The organism is Kineothrix alysoides (assembly GCF_000732725.1).
GTDB classification, from domain to species: domain Bacteria; phylum Bacillota; class Clostridia; order Lachnospirales; family Lachnospiraceae; genus Kineothrix; species Kineothrix alysoides.
Window position 1 is genome coordinate 72,607 of record NZ_JPNB01000003.1, and the last position, 12,148, is coordinate 84,754.

At 40.5% G+C, this 12,148-nt stretch carries 13 protein-coding genes; 5 read left to right on the forward strand and 8 right to left on the reverse strand.

From position 1 onward, the window contains the following. Positions 1 to 29: 29 nt before the first annotated feature. The 3 genes from CC90_RS0120180 to CC90_RS0120190 all read right to left on the reverse strand — a co-directional run bounded on the left by CC90_RS0120180 (position 30) and on the right by CC90_RS0120190 (position 4,826). Positions 30 to 1,676 (reverse strand): S8 family peptidase, encoded by a 1,647-nt coding sequence (locus CC90_RS0120180; RefSeq protein ID WP_081906085.1) that lies wholly within the window; start codon positions 1,674 to 1,676, stop codon positions 30 to 32. Between the two features lie 262 nt (positions 1,677 to 1,938). Continuing rightward, positions 1,939 to 3,045, reverse strand: a complete 1,107-nt coding sequence (locus CC90_RS0120185) for a PQQ-dependent sugar dehydrogenase (protein ID WP_031392527.1) — start codon at positions 3,043 to 3,045, stop codon at positions 1,939 to 1,941. 146 nt (positions 3,046 to 3,191) lie between these two features. Next, the gene (locus CC90_RS0120190; RefSeq protein ID WP_031392528.1) at positions 3,192 to 4,826 is read right to left on the reverse strand and encodes a glycoside hydrolase family 43 protein; all 1,635 of its coding nucleotides are present in this window, start codon (positions 4,824 to 4,826) and stop codon (positions 3,192 to 3,194) included. A gap of 208 nt (positions 4,827 to 5,034) precedes the next feature. Between CC90_RS0120190 and CC90_RS0120195 the strand changes: the two genes are divergently transcribed. The 3 genes from CC90_RS0120195 to CC90_RS0120205 are packed head-to-tail and all read left to right on the forward strand — an operon-like array spanning position 5,035 to position 8,067. Beyond that, the gene (locus CC90_RS0120195; RefSeq protein ID WP_031392529.1) at positions 5,035 to 5,646 is read left to right on the forward strand and encodes a TetR/AcrR family transcriptional regulator; all 612 of its coding nucleotides are present in this window, start codon (positions 5,035 to 5,037) and stop codon (positions 5,644 to 5,646) included. Between the two features lie 15 nt (positions 5,647 to 5,661). After that, positions 5,662 to 6,363 (forward strand): ABC transporter ATP-binding protein, encoded by a 702-nt coding sequence (locus CC90_RS0120200; RefSeq protein ID WP_031392530.1) that lies wholly within the window; start codon positions 5,662 to 5,664, stop codon positions 6,361 to 6,363. Between the two features lie 3 nt (positions 6,364 to 6,366). Then, positions 6,367 to 8,067: an FtsX-like permease family protein gene (locus CC90_RS0120205; RefSeq protein WP_031392531.1), complete on the forward strand. Its 1,701-nt coding sequence runs from the start codon at positions 6,367 to 6,369 to the stop codon at positions 8,065 to 8,067. 69 nt (positions 8,068 to 8,136) lie between these two features. Here the strand turns inward: CC90_RS0120205 and CC90_RS24280 are convergent, their stop codons facing one another. The 5 genes from CC90_RS24280 to CC90_RS0120230 all read right to left on the reverse strand — a co-directional run bounded on the left by CC90_RS24280 (position 8,137) and on the right by CC90_RS0120230 (position 10,812). Further along, the gene (locus CC90_RS24280; RefSeq protein WP_051869896.1) at positions 8,137 to 8,511 is read right to left on the reverse strand and encodes a MarR family winged helix-turn-helix transcriptional regulator; all 375 of its coding nucleotides are present in this window, start codon (positions 8,509 to 8,511) and stop codon (positions 8,137 to 8,139) included. A 2-nt stretch (positions 8,512 to 8,513) separates the two neighbouring features. Further along, positions 8,514 to 8,822 (reverse strand): hypothetical protein, encoded by a 309-nt coding sequence (locus CC90_RS24285; protein ID WP_031392533.1) that lies wholly within the window; start codon positions 8,820 to 8,822, stop codon positions 8,514 to 8,516. Between the two features lie 261 nt (positions 8,823 to 9,083). After that, on the reverse strand, positions 9,084 to 9,515 hold the full coding sequence (locus tag CC90_RS0120220; RefSeq protein ID WP_031392534.1) for an FMN-binding protein: 432 nt from the start codon (positions 9,513 to 9,515) through the stop codon (positions 9,084 to 9,086). Between the two features lie 81 nt (positions 9,516 to 9,596). Next, positions 9,597 to 10,172, reverse strand: a complete 576-nt coding sequence (locus CC90_RS0120225) for a flavodoxin family protein (protein ID WP_031392535.1) — start codon at positions 10,170 to 10,172, stop codon at positions 9,597 to 9,599. Further along, positions 10,162 to 10,812 (reverse strand): TetR/AcrR family transcriptional regulator, encoded by a 651-nt coding sequence (locus CC90_RS0120230; protein WP_031392536.1) that lies wholly within the window; start codon positions 10,810 to 10,812, stop codon positions 10,162 to 10,164. The genes CC90_RS0120225 and CC90_RS0120230 overlap by 11 nt, the downstream gene beginning before the upstream one ends. 333 nt (positions 10,813 to 11,145) lie before the next feature. Between CC90_RS0120230 and CC90_RS0120235 the strand changes: the two genes are divergently transcribed. Both CC90_RS0120235 and CC90_RS0120240 read left to right on the forward strand, forming a co-directional pair. Continuing rightward, a complete protein-coding gene (locus CC90_RS0120235; RefSeq protein ID WP_031392537.1) occupies positions 11,146 to 11,754 on the forward strand; it encodes a TetR/AcrR family transcriptional regulator in 609 nt (202 codons plus the stop codon). Beyond that, positions 11,751 to 12,146, forward strand: a complete 396-nt coding sequence (locus CC90_RS0120240; protein WP_031392538.1) for an FMN-binding protein — start codon at positions 11,751 to 11,753, stop codon at positions 12,144 to 12,146. The genes CC90_RS0120235 and CC90_RS0120240 overlap by 4 nt, the downstream gene beginning before the upstream one ends. Positions 12,147 to 12,148 lie beyond the last annotated feature (2 nt).

Here is a 12,148-nt window from a genome sequence, read left to right on the forward strand (position 1 = left end):
GCGGAACCCCTTTACTTACGGGCTTCTTGCTAACGTAACCTTATTATAACTCCCTCCCCCCATTCCATCATAAGCGCCGCCGAACCGGTCACAAATGGCGTGGCAAAAGACGTACCGGTCACCAGTTCTGTCCCCCCCATCCCATTGCTGATCGATATGTCCACGCCGGGAGCTACGAGATCGGGCTTTACCCATTCGCTGGCAATTCTGGTTTCCAACCGGTTTTCCAGAAGAAATCCTCTGCCCGAAAAGTCAGCATAGGAATCGTAGATGCTGTTGTAAGCGCCTACCGTGATTACCTTGTGCGCTGTAGAGGGTATGGTGAAGGTTACCTCCGGCGTGGGGGCATAGAACCTCGTTCCGCTGTTAAGGACTACGCTGCTTGGCAGATAGAAATAGTAATTCCCCGTTACAATTTTTACCGGCTGCAGCAGAAATGTCCACACACCCGAATTGATATAGGTCTGTCGCGGAATAAAGTCGAAATATATCTCCTGATCGATACTGTACGGAGACGGCTCCCCTATATAAATGAGGACATCCGTCTGCTCCATCGTAAGCCTTATCGTTCCAGGCCGTCTGGTATCCACAAGCTGCCTCTCTCCCCCCGGTGAAATGAGGGTTACCAGAAAAATATCCGCATACTCCTTCCAAAGCTGCACGCTGACTGATCTCTCATAGGACGCTATCGCCAGCTCTACTCTTGTCTCTCCCGATACGACACCTGCCGCATGACCTCCTGCAGCCCCTTCATTACCGCTTCCCACACAGATAACATTTCTCCCTATCTCAGAAACATTATCTATGAAACGTTCCAGCAGGGAAGTCCCGTCGTGCGCCCCGTATGTATTACCAAAGCTCAGATTAATGGACATCGGCTTGGCAAGCGCAACTGCCTTCTGTACCACATAGGTCAGCGCCCGCATAAGCTCCGTGGTCCTCGGAAAGGAAGGCTGCCTGGACATCCCCAGCTTCACAATGATCAATTCGCTTTCCGGCGCTACACCCACATATCTTCCGCTAGACGAAAGTCCGTTACCCGCAGCAATCGCTGCCACCGCCGTTCCATGCCCCGTCACGTCGAGGCTTGGCACCATGCGGAACCTCTCCTCCGGATTGCTTTCCTCCAAAGCAGCATTTATCTGCATATTATTAAATTCTACCCCAATCAGAAAACCCTCCGGGGGGGCAAAGCCCCTGCTCTCATCCGGTTGTAAATTCTGATCCCATAAATACGAGATACGGCTCGTTCCGTTCTGCCGCCTGAAATCCATTCTTTCATAGTCGATACCCGAATCTATTATTGCAACAAGCGTCTCGCGGCCGGTCAGAAAAGGCTCCCTTATGGTAACCGGCAATATGCAGGACGCCTCTTTTCCCTGCTGCAGGTCGAAAAAAAGACTCTTAGGCATTTCCACATATTCTATTTCCTCCAGCTCTACCAACGAAGCTATCAGGCTTTGCGGGATTGTAATAATTGCATAACCGGCAATCAGTTCCTCCACGCCAATAATGGGGCTGTTTAACCGACTCAAATCGCCGTTATATTTCACGATCAATTCCCACACGCTCGACTCAGGATCATATCCAACATCCAAGACCAGAGACTTTTCCCGCTCCTCTCTGGAAGCATTCAGCGCCAGGTTCAAAAGATTTTCTAATTTTTGAGAATCCATACATATCCTTCAAAATTTCTATCACTCTTATTGTATGCTTTATCCCTTGACAGTTTTCACGCAATTCCATATTTTTATTATCTGAACGCACGTCTTAGAAATAGGAAAGTTATTGTAATCCCTGTGATTATGAACCTGAAAGAACTTAGGTTTACTTTTGCGCATATAAATTTAAAGAAATTAGCGAGAATGAAAGAAAAATGGGTCTAGGATGTAAATCTTAGACCCGCTTTGTCTGCCATATGAGAAAAATTGTGTTATATTATTGCACTAACCGGAGAATTCTATCATCCACGGGACCCGGAAGCCCCCTGCCATCCAAATTGCTGGTAGTAAGGTAAATAGAACCATCCTCCGCCTGATATGCTTCTCTTAATCGTCCGTAACGGCCCTGCAATAAGCGTTCCACATTAACCACTTGTGTCCCGGATTCGTCGAAAGTGATTGCCAGCAGCGCACTCCCCTTGAGTGTCGAAACAAGCAGCTGACCCATTCGGGGACCAGAGGTTATATAGGCCATTCCAGCAGGTGCCCATGTATTATTCCCACTTTGTATGACAGGCTTAATAAAATCATATCCTTGCATTTCCTCATCACCTGTAACGAAAGGCCAGCCATAGTTGCCGCCCGGTTGTATGGCATTAATTTCATCATGTGCTGTTTCTCCATGCTCTGAGGCATATAATACCCCTCTGCTATTCCATGCCAAGCCCTGAGGATTTCTAAATCCCAGAGCGTAAACCGGTGAATCCTGAAAAGGGTTATCAGGCGGAATACTTCCGTCTGTTCCAATCCGCAGGATCTTGCCTGCCAGACTGTTTACATCCTGTGCAAGATAACGTTCACCGGCATCTCCGACAGTTATATACAGGTAACCATCGGGGCCAATTTTTATCCTTCCGCCGTTATGGAACTGCCCTGCCGGGATTTGGTCTAAAATAATTTCTTCCTCGGATGCTGTATTATCTTGAATACGCATACGTACCACACGGCTGTAAAGCCCTCCGTTTTCCTCATAGGTATACATAAGATAAATATATCCGTTTGAAAGAAAATCCCTGTCCAAAGCAAGTCCCATAAGCCCGCCTTCTCCGATACTGACAAAAGGAGAGTCGAATGTATACACCGGCACCGGATTTAATATCCCGTTTTCTATGACACGCAGATTTCCGCTGCGCTCCGTAAAAAACGGCCTGCCGTCTTCACTGATGTCTACTGCCCAAGGTATATGGAGGTCTTCTGCCATAGTCTGAATCTGGAATGAAGAATTCCGAGTGTTAAGTACACCTAACTGGTTATAATCCTCTTCGCTCAATATGATAAATCTTCCGCTAATCATGGCTTCTTCCTTAACACGCTTTACCGGCATTTCCTGCCGTGTCCTTCCTAGTACTATATGCTGGAAAACAGAATTATGTGCGCGGTATGCTCTATACGAATTGCTTCCGATTGCTCTACCTGAGAAAGGCGGGAACAACCACAGACTATCTTTTATGACCAGATACTAATTCCGGATTATTTTACTTCAAACCAGTCGAAGTCCGCATATTTTCCAAATCCGGTCAAGTCCTGACAGCAAATGCCGCACATTGCTCCCGTAAACCAGCCTTCCTCGCACGCCTCATCGGATAAGAATCCGGCCTTTATCTCAGGCCCTATCTCCCGCTCATCCTCACCTTCCGGCTCAAAATAAAATTGAACCCTTGTCCCTTCTAACTTCGCCCTCAGGGTCAGTGCCTTTCCTTTCTCTATGGGAATATAGTCAGTCAAATATTCATACTTTTTATTTTCCGCCTTCAATAAAGTAATACACTTCCCTGCATCTTCATCCCATGAAATGTGAAGATAAAGATAATTATCCGTATCGTATAGGAGAATCAGCCCCGCCATCTGCTTGAATACTTCCGGTTCGAATTCTACTTTTGTACTGATTTGCATCTGATAACTTGTCAGACGTCTGGCAATGAGGCTCTGAGAAAATTTTGACGACAGTCCGCAGCGTCCATACATGCGCAGATAACCCATTCTCTCTCTTAAGGAAATATAATAATTATCCATCGGTATCCTTAAAGACTGATAGTCCCTATGCAGAGCATTGCTCTCGAAATCATCCCTTATAAGCTGTGATTTCGCCGGATATTCCGGCAAATCAGGCATCTCCACATATGTTTGCGGCGTATTGCCTCCACAATCCAGCATCAGCCAGTCATCCTCCGTCCATCGCATCTTCTGAATTGCTGTCTCCCGCCCCAGCATGTATCTTCGGCCATCGGGACAACTTTTCGCATCGGAAGCATTTCGTTCTTCAGAGGGCCTGCCGCAGAGATGCACCGCATACCACTCTCCGCCCTGAGTCTCCACTAAATCGCAATGACCGGCCTTTTGTATCGGTATCTCTTCCCGATGTCTGGAGGTCAATATGGAATAAGCCTCCCTTTCATTGTCTCTCTCCATGAAATCTGCCTGGAACATTTCATAAGGTCCCCATATGTCGTGAGAGCGCTGTATCGTCTGTCCGTGCATTTCTCCGGTTCCCGAATCCGCGCTGAACAAATAATACCAGCCGTTTCTTTTGAATATGTGGGGGCCTTCCAAATAAATGTTATCTCCTTTGTAAATATCCCTTACCGGACCGACCAGTTTCTGAGACTTATCGTCGTATTCCTGTAGGATCAAACGTCCCGAATACTTCGCGGGAACTCTATGATCGGTCACCATGCTTACCATGTATTTTCTCCCGTCATCATCGTGAAATAAAGACGGATCAAAACCGAAATTATTCAGAGCTATCGGCTCGGACCAAGGTCCGTGTATATCTTTTGTCGTTACCAGATAGTTCATCGTATCTTGCATATTGCAATAAAACGCTTTTACTACCGTATATACCAGGTAGAAAGTTCCCTCACAGTACGTCAGGCATGGTGCCCATATTCCCTGCGAAGCACCTACTCCCCGCAAGTCCAGTTGGGATATTCTGTTAAGGGGATATTCCATCAGCTCCCAATGAACCAAGTCTCGCGAATGATGTAACCTGACTCCCGGCCACCATTCAAAGGTGGAGGTCGCCAAATAATAATCCTCCCCTACCCGCACAATTGACGGATCGGGATGAAATCCCCTAAGAATCGGATTTTCTATTATTTTTCCCATACTTTTTCCTTTCCACAAGCTATTCTTATATATTATAGATAGGCTATTTCAGTGGAGTTGTCAAGAATCAGTGCTCCTTATTTCCAGTTGTAAAAATAATTCAGACTCTATATATCAAACTCTGCATATCATGCTTGACAGAAATAAGGAAAAATGATAACTTATAAATAAACCGTTAGTCGGTTTATTTATTGGAAAGAGGATAATTATGGCAAGAACAAAAATTAATTTTGATAATAAAAAGCAAGAAATCATTACTTCTATTTGGAATATTTTATTAAAATATGGTTATGAACAAATGACAATCTCTGTAATCATAAAAGAATTATCTATCTCGAGAGGTGCCTTTTATCATTATTTTCAATCCAAGGAGGAATGCGTCGATGCAGCAATTGAAGATTATGTTAACCGTTCCGTATCTATCTTGAATAATATGGATAACCACTCAGAATGTGCAGTCATCAGATTACAAGAGGCAATTAGAAACGGTATTGAGTTGTTTCACAGCAATATCGAAGAGGAGCAAGTTATAAACAGACCCGAAAATGCAGTCTTTCACCAAAAACTGATGATTGCTTTTACAAAATGTATGGCACAATTTTATTCTTCCATTATACAGGATGGGATAAAAACCAATGAGTTTGAAACCCCATATCCTCTTGAAGTTGCAGAAATGCTCCTGACATTATCTAATTTCTATTTAGATAGTACTCTTTTTCAATGGAAAGAAGAAAGCATGAAAAAAAAGATTGATGCATTAGAGGAATTAGCGAACAAATCATTAGGAACTAAAAAGCACATCGCTTTTTTTCAATTTTAATACAGGAGTGAAACAATGTCTGAAATATTGAAAACAGTTAATATCAGTAAAAAGTTCAATTCATTTGAAACAGCGCTTAAAGAAGTATCTTTGACTTTTAAGTCCGGTATGTTTCATGTTATTTTAGGACAAAGTGGTTCCGGAAAATCTACCTTGATAAATATTATGTCCAGTCTGCTAAAACCAACAAGCGGAAAAATATTTTATGGGGAAGAAGAAATAACAAATCTGTCCAAGAAAGAGCGGTTAATCTTACGTCACGAAAAGTTCAGTAATATCTTTCAAGAATATTTCCTTTTATCCGAATTAACGGTAAAAGAAAATATCGAATTAGGAAAATCTGCTCAAGATAAGAATATCTCATATGAAGAAATTATGCAGCATTTAGACATTGTCCACTTGGATAAACGCTTTCCGTATGAATTATCAGGCGGGCAACGCCAGAGGGCAGCCATTGCAAGGGCGATCATTAAAAATCCGGATGTTCTTTTTTGTGACGAAGCCACAGGAGCATTAGACGAGGAAAACAGCAAAAAAATTGTCTCCTATCTAAAAGAAATCAATAAAAAATATGGGACAACGATTATATTTTCAACACATAATATTAAAATTTCAAAAATGGCTGACCGTATTATAACGATGAAAGATGGGGCAGTAATCAGCGATATACAAAATCGTACTCCTACATTAGTTCAAGATATCGATTGGGGGATTTAATTGATGAAATATTTTTCTAAATATTTTTGTAAAAGCCTGCTATCCATGAAGCCCAATATTATCATTCTCTTCTCTCTCAGTATGTTATCATCCTTTATGTATTTTTTTGTTCAGATTTCTATTGATGGAAACATCAAATTGCTCGATGGCAAGACAATATTAAATAATACAGATAAAGAACTTCTTATTTCCCTACAATCAAATCAGACATTAGCACTTTCTTTTTTGCTCATATTTTCCTTAATTACAGGTCTTATCTATTTTATGTTTTATAAAAAACACTCCGCTTCACATCAGAAGGATTATGGCTGTTTTATTGCACATGGATATTCTGCTGATAAAATGGCCGGAATTGTGTTGCTGATAAGCATTGCTTTTATTGCTGCCGCATATATTTGCGGCCTGTTTTTAGGATGGATTTCTTCGGATATCATGTTAAACCTTTACAAGGAGATATATTCTTTAGAATACTTAAGAAAAGGATTAGCTATGCAAAATGGCCTTATCGCTTTGATATGTACGCTCTTGCCTGCGCTATCCTCCATACCGATTATTATCAGAACAATTGACAAGGATGCCATAAACCTATTGAATGAAAATAATAATAAAGTAAATTTACGCGTAGGAAGATTTACCCGAAACTTGACAGAAAAATTAGGGTATTCCTTTCGTTTGGCATTACGTAAGCCATTTCAACTGCTTATGTCTACAATAGCCGTTGCACTTTTTACAATACTCTTTACTATGAGCTTCTCTTTGAATTTAAGCAGCCAATATCTTTTTCATGTAATGTCTGAAGGAAGAAATTATAAATATGATATAACCTTTCCTACCCGACAAACCGGGCAGAAAGGCAACCGGGATCATGTCTATTATTTATCGGAACCTATAAACATCAACCTGGACAAAAAAAGAATAGAAGGATCTATTATGGGAATAGAACCAGATAATCGCTTTTTATCGTTAAATAATATGAAAAAGGAAGTGATAACGGATATTCCAGAAAATAATGTTGTCATAAGCCAGGCGCTTGCAAGCTTATACAGCATACAGCAGGGAACAGGTATTTCCATTACCTTGAATAATAAAACTATCTCCATGTCCGTCTTTGATATTGCAGAAAATGCAGATAATTTCACAATATATACATCAAAAAATACTTTAGAGGTGTTATTAAATATTCAAGATGGCTCATTTAACGGCCTATATACAAACGTTCTTTCAGATGTTCCTGATACAGCCCATATACAAAGTATTTATGAGCGGGAAAAGCAGCTCGAAGAAAATAATGTTTCAAACCGTATAAGCGCTGTAATATGCCAAATATTAGCCTGTATCATCGGGTGTCTGCTTTTGTACCTTACAATACTTCTGAAGTTCCAGGAAGATACAAAAAGCATTTTTATTTTGGATATGATGGGATATACCTCCAAACAAATCAATCAAATGTTTATAAGCGTGTACCGGCCGGCATTAAATATTGCGTTTCTTCTATTGCTTATACCAAGTATTGAGATTTGTAAAACAATACACAAGGCTTTGTCTTTGGCAACAAATGATTATATTCCCTTTCAAAGCAATGTGTTTATTTCTTTGATAATTTTGATTTTACTGAATTTACTTTATTCCATCATCAAATACTTATTTGATTTTAAAATCAGCCATATTCAAAAAAGCGGTGATTCTGTAAAATACTTGAATTAAAACCCTCCTCTGCTGCGCCTTAAGGGCAAACAAAGAACTTTAATCGTCATATGACAAATAAAATAAAATTTACATGCTGTGTCTCCAATCCTCCAGCAATAGCGCGAGCAATTCCTTCAATTCCTCCTGCTGATTTTCGTCCAAGGCTGAGAATATATCCTTATTTCCCAGCCCGCAATGATGATTCTCCACATGAGCTTTGCCCGTTTCCGTCAGCCTTACCTGCGTCTTTCTCTTATCCTCTTCATCCCTTATACGTTCTACCAAGCCTTTACTCTCCATCTTGGACAAAATTTCACTCATCGAGCCGGGTTGTACGCGAAGCATTTCCTGAAGTTCTTTCTGGCTCAGCTCACTTCTCTCAGAAAGGATATGCAAGATTCTTCCTTGTCCGCTCTGTCTGCCTGCACGGTGATACAGAATGTGTCCGCAGACTCTCAGCATTCCTAATAAATCCTCAGGGTTATCATATTCCTCTCTTCCACGATGGTTCCGTTTACGGCATCTGCCATGCTCATGCTTTGACTCATCTCCTTGAAATCCGCCCCGGCCGCATCCATGCCCGCCATGTCCATGCTCTGATTTTCCTTCAAATCCTCGGCTGCATCCATGCTGGCCATGCTCATGCATTCCTCTTTCATTCTCGCGCTCGTCGCATGTTGCTTGCTCCTGTCCTCTTCCTTTGGTCTCTTCATAATGTCCTTGTCTTTCATTCCGGCCTTCATGATCCGAAACGTTTCTTGATATCCCGACATCTAAGTCAATTCCTTCCGCTCGAAGGCTTTCAAGATACCTTCTGCCTTTTCCGCAGCGTAAATCATCTATTGAGCATTGTCTCGAACATTGATTACAATTCGTTATGTTTGTCATAATATATTCCTTCTTTCTTTTAAATTTAATTAGGTACCTTAACAATATAATATTTTCTTTACATTGTCAAGGCACCTAATTATTTTTTTATTAATTACATATCACTACCCTATTCTATTCTCCTGCACTTTATACCTTACACTCAATCACCTTGCCGCATATGCCTGTTCAAGTGCATTTTCAACGGCCTTTTTAAGAACAATACTGGAATTTGTCGCTCCCGATACCTCATCAACATCTATTCTTTGTTCTTCAACGATTTTATCTACTACCACCTCTGCAGATTCTCCGCTCTCATTTTTATGCTCTAATATGTTGATATTCTCGATCTTTCCGGCGTGCACGGTAACTTCTACCTTTGCATATATAAAATTGACATTACATTCTCCTATATAAACTCCGTCCGCAGCCTCCGAAACATCTATCTCTCCAAAAGCAATACTTTTAACCGCCTGTTTGTAATCCGAGACATTTTTCAGATAAACTGCAAGACAAGCAAAAGCAAGAAACACAACAAATACTATAGTATAAATAACAATCTTTTTCCCGGATACTTTCCTTTTATTCCTTTTATTCATTTTACTAACCAACCTTTCCTTCGATGTGCTGCCCTTTGACAGCAGACACAAAACCGTGAGCAAAAACTTTTCCGTTTCTTTTCAAACTATACATCTATCAATCTTTCTAACCAACGCTTCCGATAACTCTTTTCCTTTTCTTTTGGCGGCATTCGTACATACAACCCTACCCGCACAACTCATTCCGGCAGCCTTGAAAAATTCATCCATGCTGCGAATTGCATATCTGCTTTGACCGCATATCCACGAAAAAGGAAATGGTGCATTGCACGCCGTCAAAACTACATACTTCTTTCCCGGCAAACGCGGCTTGGGAAAAGTATTGGTTTCCTCTATTGCCGTTCCCAATAAACGGTCAAACATATTTTTTACACAAGCAGGCACATTTGCCCAGTATATTGGAGCGGCGAGAATAACCATATCACATTCTTTCATCAAAGATGCAATTTCCTGCAGGCCATCCTTCTGAATACAAACTCCCGTCCGAATACAAGCCCGGCAACCTTTGCAAAAACCTAACTGCTTTTCATATAGATTTATCCTGCTTATTTCATACTCTGCCCCTTCTGATGAGCGAATCGCGCAGTCGAGCATGCTCCCTGTTATTCCGTTTGTATGCGGCCCTCCTAAAATGGCAAGTATCTTTTTACTTTTCATACGTTTTCCCCCTAATCGTGATAGAATGATACAGCGTATCAAAACCATACTCCAGAAACTCTTCTTTGGACATTTCCATTCCTTTTTCAATATAATGTTCCTTGTTTGCCGCCGTCTGAACCAAACCGGACAGCATCCCCCAAAATACAAATATTGTAGGCAAAATCTTTATGTCGGCATATATTTCCCCTCTCGCGATCCCATCGCACAAAAACTGCCTTATCTTTTCGTTGATTTCCTCTCCTACACGATATGTCTCCCGCTCCTCCGACAAATAGCTTCCACTTTCAAAATCAATATTAATCTTATCCAGCGCCATTTTAAAATAAAAAGGAAATTCCTCCTGATATTGCACTAAACCATGGCAAATATAGTCATACCTGGTCCTCGTCGTTTCCTGCCTCTCCAAAGCGGCCGCAATATAAGCATACAGCTTCTTCATACTCTCCAGCACCAGCAATCGGACAATCTCTTCCTTATTTTCAAAATACACATACAAAGTAGCCTTACTATACCCCGCCGCCTTCGCTATATCGTCCATAGACGTCGCTTCTATACCATTTTTCATAAAAAGTTCCTGAGCTGCGGAAGCAATATTTTCACGGTGTACACTCTTCGGTTCTTTTTTTCTTCGTCCCATGATCGACCTCATTTCATTTAATTAAACTTACGGTTTAATTATAGTATTGTATTTTATTTTTGTCAATTTGTATTTTAATACGAAAAAAGGATGTTTCTTTCTGATACCTGCTGATAAATCATTCTCGTATCTTAATCTAACAATTAATGACCCTTAGAAATGTAGTAATATATTGATTATTATAGGTAGATTGATTATTTGAAGTTCATTGATTATCAGAAGTGCATTGATTATCCGAAGTGCATTGATTATCCGAAGTGCATTGACATAATGCGATTATCGACATATAATTATATCGTAAATAAAATTAACACTGTTAATCGAGGTAGTTATATGGGTATCAAAGAACGGCGTGATATTGAAAAAGCAGAAATGAAAAAGAAAATAAAAGATGCCGCTATTGAACTTATTGAACAAGAGGGATATGAAAAATTGTCAATAAGAAAGATAGCTGCTAAAATTGAGTATTCTCCGACCACAATTTACCTTTACTACAAAGACAAAGCAGAGATTATTACAGATATGTCCTCCGATCTTTATCATAAAATTGAGAGCAATACTGCCGCTATCATGAGTGATGACTCCATGCTTTCCATAGATCAACGAGTGCATAGCCTCTTGAACGGCTTTGTTACGAGCCTTTGCGATGAGCCGGAAATGGCAAAAGCTATTATGTATAGTGAAACAAATGTCATATTTGCTAATGAAAATAAAAATAATAAGCCTTCTAATTCGGGAATAGATATGCTTGATAATTTCCTTGCTGACGGAATAGCCCAAAAAGTTCTGAAGCCAAATGCAATAAATACTTCATGGATGATAATTAGTGCATTACTCGGCTTCGCTATGTGTGCAATAGAAAATCAATTATATAAACTGGAGGATTTCGATCGGCTTGTGAATGATTTCGTAGAAGTCCTAATGGGGGGAATCAGACAATGACTACATCAAAAAGTATAATAGCAAAGACTCTCAAAATAATAGCAATCATATTTACTATTCTATTGTGTATTATTATTGTCTTATTGCTGACACAAAAGCCAAAAGACTTAGAAATCTTAAATGTTGATGTGTCTGCGATCAAAGATGGCATTTATGTTGGAAATGCCGACAATGGATTAGTAAAGGCTGCCGTATCGGTAGAAATTAGTAACGGGATGATTCTAAATATATCCATATTAGAACATGATAATTTATTAGGTAAGCCCGCCGAAAAAATTATTGACAGTATTGTTGAACAGCAATCATTGGACGTAGATGCTATCACTTCTGCAACATATAGCAGCGACACTATACGAAAAGCTGTAGAAAATGCTTTGCGGCAGGGAGAATAAGA

What these genes read in the sequence shown, in the direction of transcription:
- CC90_RS0120180 (WP_081906085.1), bottom strand. Translation starts at nt 1,676, where the DNA reads ATGGATTCTCAAAAATTAGAAAATCTTTTGAACCTGGCGCTGAATGCT.
- CC90_RS0120185 (WP_031392527.1), bottom strand. Translation starts at nt 3,045, where the DNA reads ATGCCGGTAAAGCGTGTTAAGGAAGAAGCCATGATTAGCGGAAGATTT.
- CC90_RS0120190 (WP_031392528.1), bottom strand. Translation starts at nt 4,826, where the DNA reads ATGGGAAAAATAATAGAAAATCCGATTCTTAGGGGATTTCATCCCGAT.
- CC90_RS0120195 (WP_031392529.1), top strand. Translation starts at nt 5,035, where the DNA reads ATGGCAAGAACAAAAATTAATTTTGATAATAAAAAGCAAGAAATCATT.
- CC90_RS0120200 (WP_031392530.1), top strand. Translation starts at nt 5,662, where the DNA reads ATGTCTGAAATATTGAAAACAGTTAATATCAGTAAAAAGTTCAATTCA.
- CC90_RS0120205 (WP_031392531.1), top strand. Translation starts at nt 6,367, where the DNA reads ATGAAATATTTTTCTAAATATTTTTGTAAAAGCCTGCTATCCATGAAG.
- CC90_RS24280 (WP_051869896.1), bottom strand. Translation starts at nt 8,511, where the DNA reads ATGCTGAGAGTCTGCGGACACATTCTGTATCACCGTGCAGGCAGACAG.
- CC90_RS24285 (WP_031392533.1), bottom strand. Translation starts at nt 8,822, where the DNA reads ATGTCGGGATATCAAGAAACGTTTCGGATCATGAAGGCCGGAATGAAA.
- CC90_RS0120220 (WP_031392534.1), bottom strand. Translation starts at nt 9,515, where the DNA reads ATGAATAAAAGGAATAAAAGGAAAGTATCCGGGAAAAAGATTGTTATT.
- CC90_RS0120225 (WP_031392535.1), bottom strand. Translation starts at nt 10,172, where the DNA reads ATGAAAAGTAAAAAGATACTTGCCATTTTAGGAGGGCCGCATACAAAC.
- CC90_RS0120230 (WP_031392536.1), bottom strand. Translation starts at nt 10,812, where the DNA reads ATGGGACGAAGAAAAAAAGAACCGAAGAGTGTACACCGTGAAAATATT.
- CC90_RS0120235 (WP_031392537.1), top strand. Translation starts at nt 11,146, where the DNA reads ATGGGTATCAAAGAACGGCGTGATATTGAAAAAGCAGAAATGAAAAAG.
- CC90_RS0120240 (WP_031392538.1), top strand. Translation starts at nt 11,751, where the DNA reads ATGACTACATCAAAAAGTATAATAGCAAAGACTCTCAAAATAATAGCA.